The sequence below is a fragment of the Bacteroidota bacterium genome (assembly GCA_016722565.1).
Lineage (GTDB): Bacteria > Bacteroidota > Bacteroidia > 2-12-FULL-35-15 > 2-12-FULL-35-15 > 2-12-FULL-35-15.
Window position 1 is genome coordinate 62,871 of sequence record JADKIU010000003.1, and the last position, 17,491, is coordinate 80,361.

The window sequence follows — 17,491 nt, forward strand, 5'->3', positions numbered from 1 at the left end:
TTTTTCTCAAAAGAACCCTTCTGTCAAGAAGAAGATCCAGGAGTAGGGATTATTTTAAATATTCAAACTCTTTTGCATAACGCGAAATCACTTCGGAATTCAAATCTTTTTCTTTATTGATACGGCCCAACACTTTCAAGCCGCTATAATCAATAATGATATCTTCTGACAATTGGTGAGGAGCACCATTGAATACGATTCCCAAAATGTTTACACCTCTTCCTTTTAATACATCTATTGTAAGTAAGGAGTGATTGATACTTCCTAAATAGTTTTGGATGACTAATACCACTTCGGCATCAAACTTTTTAATCAAGTCCACCATAAACTCTTTTCGATTCAGTGGAACCATCAATCCACCAGCACCTTCCATAATTAAGGTATCATTTGTTGATGCAGGCATATTCAATTGATTGATATCAATATCAATACCTTCTAGTTCAGCAGCCGCATGTGGCGACATGTACTGTTTTAACAAATAGCCCTCAGGATGAAATTTACTGACAGGGTTCGTGACCCATTTTTGAACTTTTGCAGTGTCGGTAGAAAAGAAACTTCCGGTTTGAACGGGTTTCCAATAATCAGCTTTTAAAGCTTCCGTGAGTACAGATGAAACAACGGTTTTTCCAACGTCAGTTCCAATCCCGGTAACAAATATCTTTCGCATAAATTGTCTTTATGATACTTTTGAACGAAAATATAACTTTTTGGTTACTTTACAAAATATCCGTTTACCGTTGAACAAAGCTTTTTTACCTCTTTTTCGGAATTAAACGAATGCAAACAAATTCGAATACGCTCCTTTCCTTTAGGAACAGTGGGATTAAGAATAGGACGAACATCAAATCCTTTGCTTTGAAGTTGATGTGCCATTTTTTTCACAACATCGTTTCCTCCTATTACGATACATTGAATGGGGCTGCTACTTTCAATTAAAAAAGGTCGTACATGCTTTGAAATGGACGATTTAAAAAGTTCTATATTCTTGTTCAACAATTTAATTTCCTCCTCCTGCGTTTGCAAAAACGAATATGCTTCGTGAATTGCCACAAGGCTTCGCATCGGCAATGAAGTGGTATAAATAAATGCACGTGAAAAATTAATCAGATAATCACGCAAAAGTCCGCTACCTAATACAATGGCTCCATGGCATCCTAATCCTTTTCCAAACGTATGCACACGGGCAAACACATCTTTTTCCAATTTCAATTCCTGCACCCTTCCTTTTCCGTCATTGCTTGTAATGCCTGTTGCATGTGCTTCATCAACTATTAAATTGGCAGAATACTTTTTACATAGCTTTGCCATTTCTTTCAGCGGAGCATAATCGCCATCCATCGAATATACACTCTCTACCGCAACATAAATAATACCTGTTGCAATTTTTAAACGTTCTTCGAAGTGTTTTAAATCGTTGTGCCGAAAGGCATATGTTGTAGCTGCCGACATCTTCATTCCATCGTGCACCGAAGCATGTATCAACTCATCGTAAAGAATGGTTGTACCTTTTTGACCGATTGCTGAAAACAAACCGACATTGGCATCGTAACCTGAATTGTAAATTAGACCTGCAGAGGCTTGATGAAACTTTGCGACATAGGCTTCCAAATTTTCTGCAAAGGAAGTATTGCCTGCTAATAAGCGAGAGCCACCGGAACCATTGGGTTCTTCATGCTTGGCACAAGCTTTAGATATATTTTTTGATAATTTTTTCGAACGTGCAAAACCCAAATAATCGTTGCTGCAAAAATCGATGAGCTGGTCATTGACAACCAGTTTACGCAACGCATTTTGCTCTTGCCGTTTTTGAAGAGATTGAAATAAAGAGGAATCGGCTGAAAACTTAGATTGTTTCAACTTTTTCTGCTTTGATTTTTGACACAGGTTGTGTTGTTCCTTTGAATGCTTTTCGTGGGCTCAATCCAAATATCTTGAACATTTCCATATCCGAATTAAAATCAGGATTTGGAGTGGTCAACAATTTATCCCCTGCAAAAATGGAATTGGCACCGGCCAAGAAACAAAGTGCTTGTCCTTCCAAGCTCATTTGTGTTCTTCCTGCAGATAAACGCACTACTGTTTTTGGAATAACAATACGTGTTGTAGCAATCATGCGCACCATGTCCCAAATTGGAACCAATGGCTGATCTTCCAAAGGTGTTCCAGCAACAGGAACCAATGCATTAATAGGCACCGATTCCGGATGCACTTCCATGGAAGAAAGTGTTTGTAACATCTTCACACGGTCTTCGGTGGTTTCTCCTAAACCAATAATTCCTCCCGAGCAAACAGAAACTTTTGCTTTACGAACATTCTTAATGGTATTTAAGCGATCATCAAAATTACGGGTGGTGATGATTTTTTTATAGCTTTCTTCAGAGGTATCAATATTGTGATTGTATGCATACAAACCTGCATCAGCAAGTTTTTGAGCTTGGCTTTCTGTTAACATACCCAAAGTACAACAAACTTCTAATCCTTTTTCGTTTACCGTTTTCACCATCTCCAATACGCGATCAAAATCACGATTATCACGCACTTCACGCCAAGCAGCGCCCATACACAAACGGGATGCTCCACCTTCTTTTGCTTTATCTGCCGCTTCACTTACTTCATTTACGGTCATTAATTTATGAACCTCAATACCTGTATTGTAGCGAGCAGCTTGTGGACAATAACTGCAATCCTCTGCACAACCACCTGTTTTGATCGAAAGAAGAGAACTTACCTGTACTTCACTTGCATCGTTAAATTCGCGGTGAATGGTTTGTGCTTTGTATACCAAATCCAGTAATGGCATATTGTAAATATCCAGAATTTCGTCAACGGTCCAGTTATGTTTGATTGCTGTCATGCTTCAATTTTAAATTAATGATGTACAAACTTACGGAATAATTCTTTATTCAAAAAGTGGGATGTATTAGAATAAAATCTCCTTATTAAACACTTCTCCACATCAATACATAATTCTTACATTTGCACCATGCGCATCGACATTATTACCGTTTTACCGGAATTGATAAGAAGTCCGTTTGAACACAGCATCTTAAAGCGAGCAATCGAGAAAGGCTTGGTGGAAGTGAATTTAATTAACCTTCGCGATTATTCTACTCATAAACAGAAGAGTGTGGATGATTATGCTTTTGGCGGTGGAGCCGGAATGGTGATGAGTATTGAGCCCATTGCTAACTGCATCAATGCATTAAAAGCAGAACGCACCTACGATGAGATTATTTATACTTCTCCCGATGGCGAATTGTTAAACCAAAAAATGTCTAATCACCTGTCTACGTTTAATAACATCATGATCCTATGTGGACATTATAAAGGTGTTGACCAAAGAGTACGCGACCATTTTATCACCAAAGAGATTTCAATTGGAGACTATGTTTTGTCAGGTGGAGAATTAGCGGCAGCCGTTATCAGTGATAGTATTATTCGTTTAATTCCCGGAGCCATTTCCGATGAAACCTCTGCATTAACAGATTCTTTTCAGGATAACCTTTTAGCGCCACCGGTGTACACCCGCCCGGCAGATTATAATGGAATGAAAGTTCCGGAGGTATTGTTATCCGGACATGCAGCCAATATTGACCACTGGCGACATGAAGAAAGCTTAAAACGAACCAAGGAAAGACGACCGGATTTGTTGAAGTAGGCAGAAATTGCCACTGATTCACAGATTTAATTTCAAAGAATAATTAATCCGATTGAATAATTAAATTGATCAATTGCGTCAACAATTCAAAATCTGCGTAATTTAGTTTTGCAAAATAATCCGTGAATCTGTGGCGAAATCAATTCACCCAGGTTTTTACCCATCAAGACATGAGGAAAGCTTAAAACGAACCAAGGAAAGACGACCGGATTTGCTGAAATAATGGAGTTTAAACCCTTTGAAAATGTGGATTTTAGCAAAAATCACAAATATTTTTCAGGATTTGCTGTTCGATAATAAAAAAAACTTATATTTGCAGTCCTTTTTAGAGGAAGAACTGTTTAACAGATTATAAAACAAAGAGTTATGAGCACATTATTAAAATTCGTAGAAGAGCAATTCGCAGTAAAAACAAACCACCCGAAATTCAAAGCTGGTGATACCGTTACTGTAAACTATAAAATTAAAGAAGGCGAAAAAGAACGCGTTCAGCAATACCAAGGCGTTGTTATTCAACGTAAAGGTGCTGGTGCAACTGAATCTTTCACCGTACGTAAAATCAGCAACAGTGTTGGGGTTGAACGTGTATTCCCTGTTAACTCTCCATACATCGATAGTATCGAAGTAAACAAAGTGGGTGTTGTTCGCAGAGCTCGTTTGTTCTACTTACGCGAATTGACCGGTAAAGCTGCTCGTATCGCTGAGAAAAAACAATAGTATTTTTAAATATACAAATGAACCCTTTCCCGCTTATGCAGGATAGGGTTTTTTATTTTTTAAGCGCATATTATTTACAAAACAAAAATGAAAAATACAATTACCGTTTTGGTCACTTTTGCAATGTTATTTGCGTTAAGCGCGCAGTCACAATGGGCGCAGATTAATATAGGTGCAGATGGATACAACTCCATTTATTTCACATCAAAGGACACCGGCTATGTTGCTGGTGAAAACGGAGAAATACAGAAAACAACAAATGGCGGTATTAACTGGAGTTATGCGCACACTGGCGGTCAGACAATTGTTGAAATTCAATTTCCTACTATAGAAACGGGTTATGCACTCACCCAATACGGTAACTTGTTATTTAAAACGAACGATACGGGTTCAACCTGGAGCGATGTGATTCTTCCTGCCGGCTATTATCCTGGAATGTATTTTTCAACTGCTAACAACGGATTTGTATGCGGTCAAACTACTAGTGCTCTGGCTTGTATTTTGAAAACAACTGATGGCGGGATCAACTGGTCTATTCAAACCTTTGAAGCAAATGCTGAGTTTGTGGACTTACAAATGTTAAGTGCAACAACAGGTTATGCTGCAGGATTCAATTTCGGAACCTACAATGGGATTGTTTATAAAACCACAGATGGAGGTACATCTTGGATTCCACATACTATCTCTATTTTTCCGGACGATTTGAACTTGCGTGATCTTTCCTTTACCGATAGTATTACAGGATTTGTCTGCGGAGATTTTCTTGACGATACGACTTTTACAAACGTTGGAGTTGTTTTCAAAACAACAGATGGAGGAATAAACTGGGTACAATCAAATATTCCTTCTGCAATCAATTTAAGAGACATTCAAATGGTAAGTGATAGTGTTGGTTATATTGCGGGTACATTAACGGGCTCGACTGGAGCAGGAATAAGCCAGATTTTAAAAACTACGGATGCAGGAACAACTTGGACTATCGAGAACACAGGTCCCCCTGTGTATGGCATTTCATCCTTGCATTTTCCAGATGTAAATCATGGATACGCGCTTGAACAAGGCGGACCACTTGGAAACATATTAAAATACGACAGCAATGTAAATTGTTTTGCATATTATTCAGTAAGCTACGATTCCATCACTAACATTTTTACGATTGCAGTCGATTCTACCACCGCTGCCCAAGCAGTAAGTTATTTCTGGGATTTCGGAGACAGCACCACTTCTACTCTTCCAAATCCAACTCATATTATCTACATTGATACAGCATATAATGTTTGTTTAAAAATTTATACAGCAACGGGTGACTCTTGCAATTACTGTCATCTTTTAGGAAAAGACCACTTCTCTAACATTATTCGGAATCCAGGCTATACAATCAACTGTGTAATTCCTGGTATTTCTGCAGATATTCCTTCAGAAACTTTAAAACTTAGCGACCTTCATACATACCCAAATCCTACAGAAGGAATATTTTATGTAAGAGGTCAATTCAGTGAAGCAATTGTGAAAATTTACGATATTACTGGCAGAGAAATTCTAAAAAAAGCTGTTACTGAAAATCACTTTCAAATAGATCTTTCAGATGAAAGCATAGGTATTTATATACTTGAGCTCATAAGCAAAGAAGGAGTTTCCAGAATGAAAATAGGAAAAAAATAATTCAATGACAATTAAAGAAGAAATAGACAGACGCAGAACCTTTGGCATTATCGCCCATCCCGATGCAGGTAAAACTACATTGACCGAAAAACTCTTGCTTTTCGGAGGCGCTATCCAAACAGCAGGTGCTGTTAAGTCCAACAAAATTAAAAAGCATACCACCTCCGATTTTATGGAGATTGAACGTCAACGTGGAATCTCTGTTGCCACTTCCGTAATGGGGTTCGAATACAAAGGCGTTAAAATAAATTTGCTTGATACACCTGGCCACGAAGATTTTGCTGAAGACACCTACCGAACCCTTACCGCTGTAGATAGTGTTGTGATGCTCATCGATTGTGCCAAAGGGGTGGAACCTCAAACACGAAAATTATTAGAGGTTTGCCGTATGCGCAGCACTCCGGTGATTGTATTCATCAATAAAATGGACCGTGAAGGAAAAGATCCATTCGATTTGTTGGAAGAGATTGAAAAAGAATTACGCATCGACTTACGCCCTTTAAGTTGGCCCATCAGTATCGGGAAAACATTTAAAGGTGTTTATAATTTATACGAAAAGAGTTTAACACTTTTCAATTCCGGTGAAAAACAAACCGATGAAAATTCGGTAGAAATTAAAGATTTGAATGATGGCACCTTGGATAAGCTGATTGGAGAGGATTATGCCAACACACTTAGAAGCGACATCGAATTGTTAGAAGCGGGTTACCCGAAATTTGATGTGGAAGAATATTCTGAAGCAATGGTTTCACCTGTTTTCTTCGGAAGTGCCGTTAATAATTTCGGAGTGCGTGAGCTCTTAGACAGTTTTATTGAAATTGCTCCCCGCCCCAAAGGAAGATCAACCGATGTAAAAGAAGTACATCCGGATGATAAAAACTTTAGTGGCTTTGTATTTAAAATCCATGCGAACTTAGATCCCAAACACCGCGACCGAATTGCCTTTTTAAGAATTGTTTCTGGAAAGTTCGAACGCAACAAAAATTATTATCATGTTCGTGAAAACCGAAACATGAAATTCTCTAATCCTACGGCTTTTATGGCCCAGGATAAAAACATTGTTGATGAAGCATTTCCGGGAGACATTATCGGATTGTACGACTCCAGCAATTTTAAAATTGGAGATACCTTAACCGAAGGAGAAAAAATGAACTTCAAGGGGATCCCTCAATTTTCTCCCGAGTTGTTTAAATATGTGGTGAATGCCGACCCAATGAAAACCAAACAATTGAACAAAGGGTTAGAGCAATTGACAGATGAAGGTGTTGCGCAATTGTTTACAAAGAGAACTGACAACCGTAAAGTATTAGGTACCGTTGGAGCCTTGCAATTTGAGGTGATTCAACACCGCTTAAAAAGTGAATACTCTGCTTCATGTAACTTCGAGCATATTTCATTGTACAAGGCATGTTGGATCAGTAGTAAAGACCAGAAAAAATTACAGGAATTCATTTTTGACAAAGCACATCACATGGCTACTGATAAAGAAGAACGTCCGGTATTTTTAGCAGAATCCGCTTGGGCTTTACAAATGGCACAAGAGAAAAATCCAGAAATTAGATTCCACTTTATTTCAGAGTTTAAAGAGGAATAGGTGTAAAAAAAAGTCCGGTGGACAAATTTTCACGAAGGGCATTATAGATTTATCAACTTCATAGGAAAATTTTGAGATACTTAAAATCATTTTCATTACCTGTATCTTTTCTGATTTCACTTAGTTGTGCTGGTCAAATTGAAAAAGAATTTAAACCATATCAATCTGTTGAAGTTAATTTAAACAACCCGATTTATTTCTTTCAAGACAATATTTACAACTTTAAAAATGAGTTAAGTTATGGAGTCGGTGGACAATTTTCTATCAATGAAAAGGTTGTTAAAATCTCACTGGGTGCTTATTATACATCTAAGAATTATTCAACAACCTATCCGATTGACACAAACACAAGCATAAAAACAATCTTTCATGTTGATTATTTGCACATACCTTTTTTAGTGTCTTTCAAAGTAAATCCAGAAAACGAAAAAAACAATTTCTATATTACTACTGGAGCACTTCTTAATTTTTCTGGCAATTTCAGATCAAAAACCATTTATTCTGATGGGAATTCTACAAATAAGAAATTACATTTTGATGCCCGTCCTGGTATTTCTAACCAATTTGGGATTATGTATTCCAGAAAACTATCAGAAAAACTCAGCATCTATATAAAAGAGAATGTTGAAATAAAATTGCGACAAGATTTTAATGAAATTCACTCAAGTCATTTTTCAACGATCCAAGAGGTTAATAACAATCTGACGAATGAAAGAATATCCATTGGAACTAACGTAGGAATATCCTATGCTTTTAGATAAGTTCTTTTAGCTAAAAAAAAGCGCTCATTATTGTACCTTTTCGCATCTTAGTTATCAGGTGTGATGCAAAAGTCTTGACATTGTCAATAATTGCTGCTTTCGTAGCGTCCTTCGAGTTCTGCGCTGGAGCAGAAACGAGAAGCAATCCTTCAGTAATACCATAAAAAAATCCCGTCAAGCTACACTTGACGGGATTTCTAATTCTTTAATTATTCTTAAATTATCTTACGATTAATTTAGAAGTACTTGCTCCGAAGCTAGTTACTACGTTAACTGTGTAGAAACCTTTAGCTAAGTCAGAAGTATTGATGTGTGCAAAGTGACGACCTTGAGGTTGTTCACCTTTTGATACAGTAGCTACCAATTTACCTGTAACATCGTACAAGTTGATAGTCACCATTGACTCAGAAGACAATGTGTAGTTTACTTGAACATTGTCAGTAGCTGGGTTAGGGAATAAGTTTAAAGATAAGTCGTTTTTGTTCTCGTTGATAGAGTTGTACAAAGTACCACGGATCATAACGTCATCGATAGAAACTAAGTTATCATCAGCAGAGTTACCAATAATTGCAATGTAAACCGCTTGGTTAGCATATGCATTCAAAGGAACTGAAAACTGACGTAATTGACCTTGGTGAGAGTTACTTGTACCTGCAAAATCAATATGCGTTCCATCTAAACCATGAACAAATGCACCTGAAGCTGCAGTTGGAGCGAATGTATACGTGCTGAATGTTGTATCAGTACCCAAAACAGTCATTTGAGATGCATTGAACAATACGTGAGAGAAAGCGGAAGTATTATCTGCATTTGTAGTTGTAGATAAACGTACTTCGTAACCATCCAAATAACGTGGAGTTTGACGTGGAGCTGATTTCCAGAACAATGTATCAGCAGAACCTAACTGAACGCTGCTAGTAATTAACCAGTTTTGTTGTGGCATTAAAGCTGTAGTCCAAGAGTTCGTTCCCAAAACTGTATTTGTATCAGGAGCACCAATTGTTCCGTAAACAGTTTCGTATTGATCTACCACAGAAAATGGTTGCAAAGCAAACCAACCATCAGGACGGCTTCCACCAGATCCATCAGTATCTCCATCAGAGTCCATTGAATACCAGTTCATGTCACCAGCAACTCCCGGAGGGATTGTTGATGTAGCATTACAGTCAATTAATAAAGTGTCATAAAAACGAGTTAATTCGAAATCTTCAAAAAGCAACGTATCTTGCGCTTTTACGAACGTTCCAGTCAACAGGAACATAGATAATAAAACGTAAATTTTTTTCATTTGTAGGGTTTTTAGGTTAATAAATTGATTACGCAAATTTAAGTATAATTTTTCAAAACAAAAAATTTTGTAAAAAATGCATTTAAATGGCATTCAAAATCTTTACAAATAGGATAAATACTTATTTTTGGGTTCCTATTATTGAGCAACATGCGTTTCATCCAAAAAACGATTTTTAGTAGTTTATTCTTTCTCTTCTCATTGAGCAATTTCGCTCAAAATCAAGATATTATAATCGCTATCAAGGAGCCGATGTTAAACAAAATGTTTGCCGCCATGGGTGAAATCAAAGGTACTTCCGCCTACTCGTTTATGTTTATAGAGGGGACGTATACCTGGACACTCATCAAGCCACAGATAAAACTTCACCCTGGAAAAGCCAATTTTGAAACGGATGTGAAAGTGGTAGTCGGCAAATTTGAATACACCACGAAAGTCAACGGCATTGTCGAAATCTGTTACGAACCCACCACCAACCTCATTTATGTAGAAATCACCGAAGCACTTTTTCCATTGAACATCCTTTTTTTAGGAAAAGAACGCCATTTATGGGATGTGGACCTTAAAAAATACTTTGAAACCCCATTTACCTTCGAAGGCCCTCTTACCATGGGAACAGAAATGGCTTTTTCGATGCCCGATGGAACAACAAAGGTCATTTATTGCCATCCGGTAAATTGTGGCGTAAAAATTGCGGAAAAACAAATCATTGTTTCAGCGGAAACAGAGTTTATTGAACGGAAAATTGAACCTACACCTATTAAAAAATAATTGTGAATATGAAACACCTTTTCAAAACGCTACTCGTACTTTCAGCATTCATCAGTTCAACCACTTTTGCGGGCAATACTCCTCCAACAGGATGCAACATTAAAATTGTTTCCAAAGGCCTCAAGGAAGGTTCCATGTGTTTATTGGCCTGCTATTATGGTGATAAAAACTATATCAAGGATTCTGCGAAAGCAAATGCGAAAGGAGAAGTAATTTTTACCGCCACTGAGAAATACGATCAAGGAATTTATTTATTTGTGCCTCCAAGCAAAAAGTACTTTGATTTTGTAATGGATGCAGAGCAAAACTTCACCCTCGAAACCGATACACTGGATTACATAAAACACATGAAAGTAAAAGGATCAGAAGAGAATAAATACTTTTATGAATACCAAAGTTTCATGGGGGTTAAACAAAAACAAATTGAACCCTTACGCGATTTGTATAAGAAGGTAAAAGACAACAAAGACTCCGCTAAAATTGTAGGCGATCAGATTGCTGCCATCGATAAGGAAGTAATGGACTACAAAAACAATTTCATTAAAGCCCACCCAACCACCTTCGTATCAAAAATATTCAGAGCGATGGAAGAACCGATTGTTCCGGAAGCACCGATCTTAGCCAATGGCAGAAAAGACAGTACGTTTGGTTACCGTTATTATAAATCACACTTTTTTGACAACATCGATTTTAGTGACGACCGCTTATTGCGCACCCCTATTTTTCACAACAAAATCAAACAGTATTTAGATAAACTCACGCCACAAACTCCGGATTCAATTAACATTTCAACCGACTTGATTATTGAAAAAGGAAGAGCCAATGAAGAAGTATTCAAATACCTGGTGAACTGGATTACCTATACCTACGAAAGTTCAAAAATAATGGGGATGGATGCCGTGTTTGTGCACCTCGTAAACCGTTACCATTCTAAAAAACAAACCCCTTGGATTGATTCTACCCAACTTTATAAAGTAATCAACAGAGCCTATATTCTAGAACCCTTACTAATTGGCAAAAAAGCTCCTGCTGTTGTGATGCAGGATACAACCGGAAAAGAGGTTGCTCTGTATAATGTAAAAGCACGGTATACTGTTTTATTATTCTGGGACGAAAACTGCGGACATTGCAAAAAGGAAATGCCGAAGATTGTGGAGCTGTACAAAAAATTAAAATCAAAAGATGTGCAGATCTTTGCTTATGAAACGGAAGACAGTCCTAAGCTTTGGAAAAAATTCATCAAAGACAATAACCTCCAGTTCATTAACGGTTATCAGCCCGATCAATACAAACGAGCCGTTACCAAAAAGATTTATGACATCTATAGCACACCGGTGATATACCTGTTGGATGAAAATAAAATCATCAAAGCGAAACGCATCGATGCCGAACAATTAGGCAACCTGATTGAAATGTTCGAAAAAGAACGCTTAGAGAAAGAGACGAAGAAATAAACACAGGAATGGTTCCAAAACCATAAAAAAATCCTCCAAACTTAAAAAGTGGAGGATTTTTTATTTAATGCGTGTTACAATGATGGTATTCCCTCGGGAATAGTCAAATTTCCATTCTCGGTCGAAAATACGAGGCAAATAGCGTTTGTATAAATTGATGCGGGAAGTCAGTTTATCTTCAGGTTCGTCTTCCTTTGCTAAACCGGTAAACTCATAAGTCACCATTTTCGGGTGTTCAGCCATAAACATCTTCACTACGGCAACAATGGTGGTCATAACACGGTACAATTCCCCTTTATTGGTAACAGTATACTCCTCCCCTTCAAACTCATCATTGGTAACACCAAATACAATGGTAGCATGCAAAATATTATCTTGCCTGCGACCAAAACGCACTTCATAGTTGATGTCACTATCCGTGGTAAAATAGTAAACACCTGCTGTACTAATTGCAGGAGCTGTAATTTTATATTCTTCGACCGTACCCAATTGATTTTTTTTATCCATGGCGAAATTATGAAAATATTCGGGATTTCCATTTTTTTTAGACAGAATCAAACGGAATATTGAATACCTTTGATGTATTCACATTTTAAAGCTGAAATCGGAGTCTTTTTAGGCCTTATTTTTGCATCAAAAGCCCATAAATACGTGATTGCATGTCGAACAGCAAAATAAACATCCGCTACCTTTTCACCTTTCTTTTTGTTCTGCTTTATAGCCATTCAGCCTTTTCGCAACACGTTCCGGTATTAAAAATCACCGACCTTGAAAAACGTATAAAAAACGAATCGGACACCACCTATATTGTTAACTTTTGGGCGACCTGGTGCGCGCCCTGTGTAAAAGAACTTCCTGATTTTGATAGCATCTCAAAAGAGTATGCCAATACAAAAATAAAAGTACTACTCGTTACAATGGATTTTAAAGAAGAGTTACAAGCCAAAGTAATTCCTTTCATCAAGACAAAAAAGCTTTATTCGGAAGTGGTCTTATTGGATGAGGTGAATGGAAACTATTTTATTCCAAAAATATCCGATGCATGGTCCGGAGCTTTACCAGCAACATTAATCATTAATCAGAAGAAACAAATCAATCACTTTTTTGAGAAAAAACTGACCTATGAATTTTTAAAATCCGAAATCAAGCTTACCCAATAATCATGATGATGAAACCCAAATTTCTTAACCTTGCCTTATTAGCTGTTGCTGCAGGTGTTTTTGTATATGCCTTTTTTATTTATGATACCGACAAGCCCTTACGCCTATTGCCCATTTTTGGTGAAAAGGAGTACGAGTCTAAAAATGGCAAAACCGATACCACCTATCACACCATTCAAAACTTCAGCTTTATCAACCAAGACGGGAAAACAGTGACCGAAAAGGACTTTGCAGGAAGTGTATATGTGACCGATTTCTTTTTCACCACCTGCCATACAATTTGTCCGATTATGAGTACACAAATGGAACGCGTTGCAGAAAAATTCAAAGGGAATCAAGAAGTGAAATTTTTATCTCATACGGTAGATCCTGAAATTGATACCTTAGAACAGTTAAAAGCATACGCGATTAAACACAATGCAGATTCAAAGCAATGGATGTTTGTAACGGGTGAGAAAAAAGCATTGTACGATATTGCCCGTACCGGTTATTTATTGAATGCAGAAGAAGGTGATGGCGGTCCGGATGATTTTATTCACACGCAAAATTTTGCCTTGATTGATAAAGACAAACGCATCCGCGGCTTTTATGATGGGACAGATTCTACCGAAATGAATCAACTGATGAAAGACATCGAATTATTATTGGCGGAACATCATTATAAAGGGAAATAATTTGAAAATTCGGGAATTAGATAATGTGTCAATTAAAGATATTTAATAAAAAAGCCCTTTCAATTTCGAAAGGGCTTTTTATTTGATGCTTATATCATTTTCAAATTGGCAAATTTCCAAATTGTTACTCCACTCTCTTAATCGAGCAACCAACAGATTTAGAAGAATTTGTTTTCACGGCTTTTCCAGTTCCTACTGCGACTATTGCATCTTTTAAATACAACTCTTTTGCATCGGAAGCCGACTTAATATTATCATCAATCGCACCTCTATAGGCCAATCCTTTTTTATCAAACAAAAAGCAATGAGGAGTGCGTGACGCGCCAAAGGCATTTGCAATAGCTGAGTTTTTATCTACGGCATAGTAAAAATCATAGCCTTGTGCTTTTGCATATTTTTTCATTTCATCATACGAATCTTCATCACCACGTTGTGCTTCATTGGAGTTCAATAAAATAAAACCAACCTTATTTGCCTTTGTTAATTTTGACAATTCTTTAATACGTGATTCGCTCAACTTAACGTATGGACAAGTATTACAAGAGAATACAACCAACAAGCCATTTTCACCTTTTGCATCGGCAAGGGAAACCTCTTTACCACTAATGTCGAGCATTTTTACATCCGCACTTGGTATCGCTTTTCCGATTTCCAACTCCGTATAATCAGCCAATTTAAAAGCGGTTGCTGTAGAGAACACAGCTACGGTTGCAATCAAAACTTTAATCGATGTTTTCATTTTTATCTGTTTTTTTAATTTACAGATATAAATTTACAAAAATCAATCCAAAAAACCTCAATTTGTTATCAACTCTTTGTAAACAAACTTTTCTTGCAGCGATTCGAAGGGGCGGTAGATGTAATACACATAATCCCCTTTAATTTTTATTTTTTCAACGTACTGATTACTGAGTTTGAAAGACGCCATTATCTTTCCGGAATACATATTGATTCGTTTTAAATAATAAAATCCATTTTTCTGATACAGCGCATAAGCGGCATTCGCTTCTTTATCGATAATCACTTCATTTTTCCACTCTCTCCAACTTTTCGGATGATTGTAATCAATTGCAATGGAATCGAGTTGTTTCAATTTCCCATCGTATTTAAAAATGGCGTTACTGGAATGATCAAACACACAAATGGTATCGTCCATTACAAATAAAGGCGAGTAAAGCGGACTATAATACATGCTGCTGGTTAAACCGCTCATGTTAGCCGCCACACGGTGAAAATCCACACCATAATAATTGGCAAGCTTTCGCACTTGCACTCGATCTTTTGGTTTTAAAAAATAGTATTCCATGTTGTAGCCATGCATCACTTCCGGATCGCCAACTTTTTTAATCGGTTTAAATACTTGTTCGGATGCATTGTAGGCATAATAGGTGAACTCCGGATAATCGCGTTGGTAATTTGAGAAATAGATAGACTGGTGTGCACTGTCCACACAGGGCATAATAAACTTTTTATAATCCTCTACCGGCAATGAAAACAAACGCAACACATCATCTTGAATGGTAACCCGATAAATGTGGTTCACACACATCACATTCACGAAACCCATATAATCTTTATAAAATTTCTGAGCTTCATCGGGTAGTTCAAAAGAAGAAAGCACTTTTTGATTCGCATCAATCAAACGAAGTGTGGGTTTTTCCAAACTCTTTTCATACGTTAGGATGACCATTTTATCATCAATAAATTCAAAATCGGCTACACTGTATTTCCAGGTTCCAAAGACTGTATCCACAGCAGGTTTATCAGAAACGGTTACCGATTTTAACGTATACGTTGTTTGGGAATTCGCTTTATAAGCGAAAAAAAGAATGATTGAGATGAGTAGTATAGATCGCATATTTACCTCCTTTTTAACAGATAGACGTTTTTACCAAATATTTTCCATAAATTAGTATCAATGCAATACGATTATTACAAAATATTGGACATTCCGAGGGATGCCAGTTTGGAGGATATCAAAAAGGCCTATCGATTAAAGGCCAAATTGGTGCATCCGGATGTGAACAATTCCCCGAAAGCGAATGAAGTATTTGCAGTAGTAAGCGAAGCATACGATGTGTTGTGCGATGATCAAAAACGATATTTACACGATGTCAAATTGAATTATTATGACACCGAAAAGGAAAATGCTGAACGCAAACGACAGTATTATGGCACTTCGGTAAGAAATGATTCCTTCAGCAATCCTTCCAACTTCAACTACGATTGGAATAGTTTCAGTCAATATGCCTACAAAGAAAAAAATGATGAAGACTATTACAAGCAGTCTCCTTTTTTATACAACCTATTTTTTGCAAGTGGAATGTTCATTGGTTTTATCATCATTACGGTTACCATTTATGGCACCTTAAAAAACTTTTGGCCATTGCCTTTTGTATTGATCAGCATTTCCGGATTTATATTGGTAAGAGAAGGTTGGCGGGGCATGATGGGAAAACAAACCATGCTCAATGGTATACTGAAACGATTGAAGAAATAAAAAAAACTCCCCCGAAATTCGGAGGAGTTTTTTGTTTTGCTGAACGATTAACCCACTTTGTACATCCAATTATGAACATCCGGTGATTTACCTTTTCGGATATTATCCAATTCGATGGCAACGCGGTTTGAGAAAATTCGTCCTTGTGCTGGAGGAAGGATATAATCTTTCCCTTCAAATCCGATTTGTGCAATTTGAGCGATGGTAGCTGCAGTTCCTGTACCGAAAGCATCTTCCAAGGTGCCGGCTTTATGAGCATCCAATACTTCATCAATACTAATCTTACGTTCTTGCACTTTCATTTTCCAATCGCGTGCTAATGTTAAAACGCTATCACGGGTAATACCCGCTAAAATAGTATCACCTAGTGGAGGAGTAATCAATACATCATCAATCACAAACATCAAGTTCATTGTTCCGGATTCCTCTAAATAGCGATGATTACGAGCATCGGTCCAAATAATTTGATGATACCCTCTTTGTTGAGCAAGTTTAGCAGGGAATAAAGAACGACCGTAGTTTCCGGAAGCTTTCACATATCCAACACCACCTTCAACTGCACGAATGTAATTCGTTTCTACCAATACCTTTACCGGTTCATTGTAGTATTTCCCGGCTGGAGAAGTGATGATATAAAAACGATAATTATCAGATGGTTTCACACCGATAAATTCATCTGTACCCACAATAAACGGACGAATGTATAAAGAAGAACCGTCTGTATCCGGCACCCAGTCTCTGTCCAAATTCACCAACTCCGTTAATCCGGCCATAAATAAATCTTGCGGAATAGTAGCCATTGCCATCCGTTCTGCAGAGATATTAATTCGTTTGTGATTATCTAAGGGGCGAAATAAAAATACTTCTCCTTTATCATTTTTATAGGCTTTCATTCCTTCAAAAATAGCTTGTCCATAGTGCAACGCAGAAGTTGCCGGACTCATCGGAATAGGACCATATGGTAAAATCTGAGCATCGCTCCATTGCCCATTTTTAAAATCGGCATAAAACATATGATCAGAAAATAACTTACCAAAAGTAATGTTGTTATAATCCAATTCTTTAATTCGGAGGTGAGCCGATTTTTGAACTTTAATAGGTTGAATGGCTGTTGTTACCATATAATTTTAGTTTATGTATTTTATAAAAATAAGTATTTAATTTATTTAAACAAATAATCTGAATGTTAAATTTAGACGAATGTGGAAAGATGGCAGATAAAAAGGGCAAAAGCCATAAAAAACAGGTTATT

At 37.2% G+C, this 17,491-nt stretch carries 18 protein-coding genes; 10 read left to right on the top strand and 8 right to left on the bottom strand.

The genetic code is table 11. The annotated features are described in order from the left end of the window. Positions 1–49 precede the first annotated feature (49 nt). From bioD to bioB, 3 genes are read right to left on the bottom strand one after another with little or no spacing between them, the layout of a single operon-like run. A complete protein-coding gene (bioD, locus tag IPP64_11385) occupies positions 50–667 on the bottom strand; it encodes a dethiobiotin synthase (protein ID MBL0329993.1) in 618 nt (205 codons plus the stop codon). 44 nt (positions 668–711) lie between these two features. Then, the gene (locus tag IPP64_11390; protein ID MBL0329994.1) at positions 712–1,857 is read right to left on the bottom strand and encodes an 8-amino-7-oxononanoate synthase; all 1,146 of its coding nucleotides are present in this window, start codon (positions 1,855–1,857) and stop codon (positions 712–714) included. Continuing rightward, positions 1,844–2,854: a biotin synthase BioB gene (gene bioB / locus IPP64_11395; GenBank protein ID MBL0329995.1), complete on the bottom strand. Its 1,011-nt coding sequence runs from the start codon at positions 2,852–2,854 to the stop codon at positions 1,844–1,846. Before bioB ends, IPP64_11390 begins: the two co-directional genes overlap by 14 nt. Before the next feature lie 129 nt (positions 2,855–2,983). Here bioB and trmD point away from each other — a divergent pair, with 129 nt between their 5' ends. The 5 genes from trmD (at position 2,984) to IPP64_11420 (ending at position 8,392) form a co-directional block, all read left to right on the top strand. Then, positions 2,984–3,658, top strand: a complete 675-nt coding sequence (gene trmD / locus IPP64_11400; GenBank protein MBL0329996.1) for a tRNA (guanosine(37)-N1)-methyltransferase TrmD — start codon at positions 2,984–2,986, stop codon at positions 3,656–3,658. A gap of 366 nt (positions 3,659–4,024) precedes the next feature. Continuing rightward, positions 4,025–4,375, top strand: coding sequence for a 50S ribosomal protein L19 (gene rplS / locus IPP64_11405; protein ID MBL0329997.1), 351 nt, complete (start codon positions 4,025–4,027; stop codon positions 4,373–4,375). Positions 4,376–4,462: 87 nt separating this feature from the next. Then, the gene (locus tag IPP64_11410) at positions 4,463–6,037 is read left to right on the top strand and encodes a T9SS type A sorting domain-containing protein (GenBank protein MBL0329998.1); all 1,575 of its coding nucleotides are present in this window, start codon (positions 4,463–4,465) and stop codon (positions 6,035–6,037) included. A gap of 4 nt (positions 6,038–6,041) precedes the next feature. Next, positions 6,042–7,631, top strand: coding sequence for a peptide chain release factor 3 (locus tag IPP64_11415; GenBank protein ID MBL0329999.1), 1,590 nt, complete (start codon positions 6,042–6,044; stop codon positions 7,629–7,631). Between the two features lie 71 nt (positions 7,632–7,702). Next, positions 7,703–8,392 (top strand): outer membrane beta-barrel protein, encoded by a 690-nt coding sequence (locus IPP64_11420; protein MBL0330000.1) that lies wholly within the window; start codon positions 7,703–7,705, stop codon positions 8,390–8,392. A gap of 220 nt (positions 8,393–8,612) precedes the next feature. Here the strand turns inward: IPP64_11420 and IPP64_11425 are convergent, their stop codons facing one another. Next, complete coding sequence (locus IPP64_11425) at positions 8,613–9,680, bottom strand: T9SS type A sorting domain-containing protein (GenBank protein ID MBL0330001.1); 1,068 nt, start codon at positions 9,678–9,680, stop codon at positions 8,613–8,615. A gap of 276 nt (positions 9,681–9,956) precedes the next feature. On the opposite strand from IPP64_11425, the gene IPP64_11430 reads away from it, so the two are divergent. Both IPP64_11430 and IPP64_11435 read left to right on the top strand, forming a co-directional pair. Beyond that, on the top strand, positions 9,957–10,451 hold the full coding sequence (locus IPP64_11430) for a hypothetical protein (GenBank protein MBL0330002.1): 495 nt from the start codon (positions 9,957–9,959) through the stop codon (positions 10,449–10,451). Between the two features lie 8 nt (positions 10,452–10,459). Then, complete coding sequence (locus tag IPP64_11435) at positions 10,460–11,905, top strand: redoxin domain-containing protein (GenBank protein ID MBL0330003.1); 1,446 nt, start codon at positions 10,460–10,462, stop codon at positions 11,903–11,905. Between the two features lie 60 nt (positions 11,906–11,965). Here IPP64_11435 and IPP64_11440 read toward each other — a convergent pair whose 3' ends face one another. Then, positions 11,966–12,412 (bottom strand): hypothetical protein, encoded by a 447-nt coding sequence (locus IPP64_11440; GenBank protein MBL0330004.1) that lies wholly within the window; start codon positions 12,410–12,412, stop codon positions 11,966–11,968. A 152-nt stretch (positions 12,413–12,564) separates the two neighbouring features. Here IPP64_11440 and IPP64_11445 point away from each other — a divergent pair, with 152 nt between their 5' ends. Further along, the gene (locus IPP64_11445; protein MBL0330005.1) at positions 12,565–13,065 is read left to right on the top strand and encodes a redoxin domain-containing protein; all 501 of its coding nucleotides are present in this window, start codon (positions 12,565–12,567) and stop codon (positions 13,063–13,065) included. An 8-nt stretch (positions 13,066–13,073) separates the two neighbouring features. Beyond that, positions 13,074–13,739, top strand: a complete 666-nt coding sequence (locus IPP64_11450; protein ID MBL0330006.1) for an SCO family protein — start codon at positions 13,074–13,076, stop codon at positions 13,737–13,739. Positions 13,740–13,863: 124 nt separating this feature from the next. Here the strand turns inward: IPP64_11450 and IPP64_11455 are convergent, their stop codons facing one another. After that, positions 13,864–14,478 (bottom strand): thioredoxin family protein, encoded by a 615-nt coding sequence (locus IPP64_11455; protein MBL0330007.1) that lies wholly within the window; start codon positions 14,476–14,478, stop codon positions 13,864–13,866. Positions 14,479–14,535: 57 nt separating this feature from the next. Continuing rightward, positions 14,536–15,597 carry a hypothetical protein gene (locus IPP64_11460; GenBank protein ID MBL0330008.1) on the bottom strand — a complete coding sequence of 354 codons (1,062 nt, stop codon included), beginning with the start codon at positions 15,595–15,597 and terminating at the stop codon, positions 14,536–14,538. A gap of 60 nt (positions 15,598–15,657) precedes the next feature. Here IPP64_11460 and IPP64_11465 point away from each other — a divergent pair, with 60 nt between their 5' ends. After that, positions 15,658–16,239 (top strand): DnaJ domain-containing protein, encoded by a 582-nt coding sequence (locus IPP64_11465; GenBank protein ID MBL0330009.1) that lies wholly within the window; start codon positions 15,658–15,660, stop codon positions 16,237–16,239. A 47-nt stretch (positions 16,240–16,286) separates the two neighbouring features. On the opposite strand, the gene IPP64_11470 is transcribed toward IPP64_11465, so the two are convergent. Continuing rightward, entirely contained in the window at positions 16,287–17,360 is a 1,074-nt protein-coding gene (locus IPP64_11470) for a branched-chain amino acid aminotransferase (protein ID MBL0330010.1), read from the bottom strand. Positions 17,361–17,491 lie beyond the last annotated feature (131 nt).

What these genes read in the sequence shown, in the direction of transcription:
- bioD (MBL0329993.1), bottom strand. Translation starts at nt 667, where the DNA reads ATGCGAAAGATATTTGTTACCGGGATTGGAACTGACGTTGGAAAAACC.
- bioB (MBL0329995.1), bottom strand. Translation starts at nt 2,854, where the DNA reads ATGACAGCAATCAAACATAACTGGACCGTTGACGAAATTCTGGATATT.
- trmD (MBL0329996.1), top strand. Translation starts at nt 2,984, where the DNA reads ATGCGCATCGACATTATTACCGTTTTACCGGAATTGATAAGAAGTCCG.
- rplS (MBL0329997.1), top strand. Translation starts at nt 4,025, where the DNA reads ATGAGCACATTATTAAAATTCGTAGAAGAGCAATTCGCAGTAAAAACA.
- IPP64_11410 (MBL0329998.1), top strand. Translation starts at nt 4,463, where the DNA reads ATGAAAAATACAATTACCGTTTTGGTCACTTTTGCAATGTTATTTGCG.
- IPP64_11415 (MBL0329999.1), top strand. Translation starts at nt 6,042, where the DNA reads ATGACAATTAAAGAAGAAATAGACAGACGCAGAACCTTTGGCATTATC.
- IPP64_11425 (MBL0330001.1), bottom strand. Translation starts at nt 9,680, where the DNA reads ATGAAAAAAATTTACGTTTTATTATCTATGTTCCTGTTGACTGGAACG.
- IPP64_11430 (MBL0330002.1), top strand. Translation starts at nt 9,957, where the DNA reads ATGGGTGAAATCAAAGGTACTTCCGCCTACTCGTTTATGTTTATAGAG.
- IPP64_11435 (MBL0330003.1), top strand. Translation starts at nt 10,460, where the DNA reads ATGAAACACCTTTTCAAAACGCTACTCGTACTTTCAGCATTCATCAGT.
- IPP64_11440 (MBL0330004.1), bottom strand. Translation starts at nt 12,412, where the DNA reads ATGGATAAAAAAAATCAATTGGGTACGGTCGAAGAATATAAAATTACA.
- IPP64_11445 (MBL0330005.1), top strand. Translation starts at nt 12,565, where the DNA reads ATGTCGAACAGCAAAATAAACATCCGCTACCTTTTCACCTTTCTTTTT.
- IPP64_11450 (MBL0330006.1), top strand. Translation starts at nt 13,074, where the DNA reads ATGAAACCCAAATTTCTTAACCTTGCCTTATTAGCTGTTGCTGCAGGT.
- IPP64_11455 (MBL0330007.1), bottom strand. Translation starts at nt 14,478, where the DNA reads ATGAAAACATCGATTAAAGTTTTGATTGCAACCGTAGCTGTGTTCTCT.
- IPP64_11460 (MBL0330008.1), bottom strand. Translation starts at nt 15,597, where the DNA reads ATGCGATCTATACTACTCATCTCAATCATTCTTTTTTTCGCTTATAAA.
- IPP64_11465 (MBL0330009.1), top strand. Translation starts at nt 15,658, where the DNA reads ATGCAATACGATTATTACAAAATATTGGACATTCCGAGGGATGCCAGT.
- IPP64_11470 (MBL0330010.1), bottom strand. Translation starts at nt 17,360, where the DNA reads ATGGTAACAACAGCCATTCAACCTATTAAAGTTCAAAAATCGGCTCAC.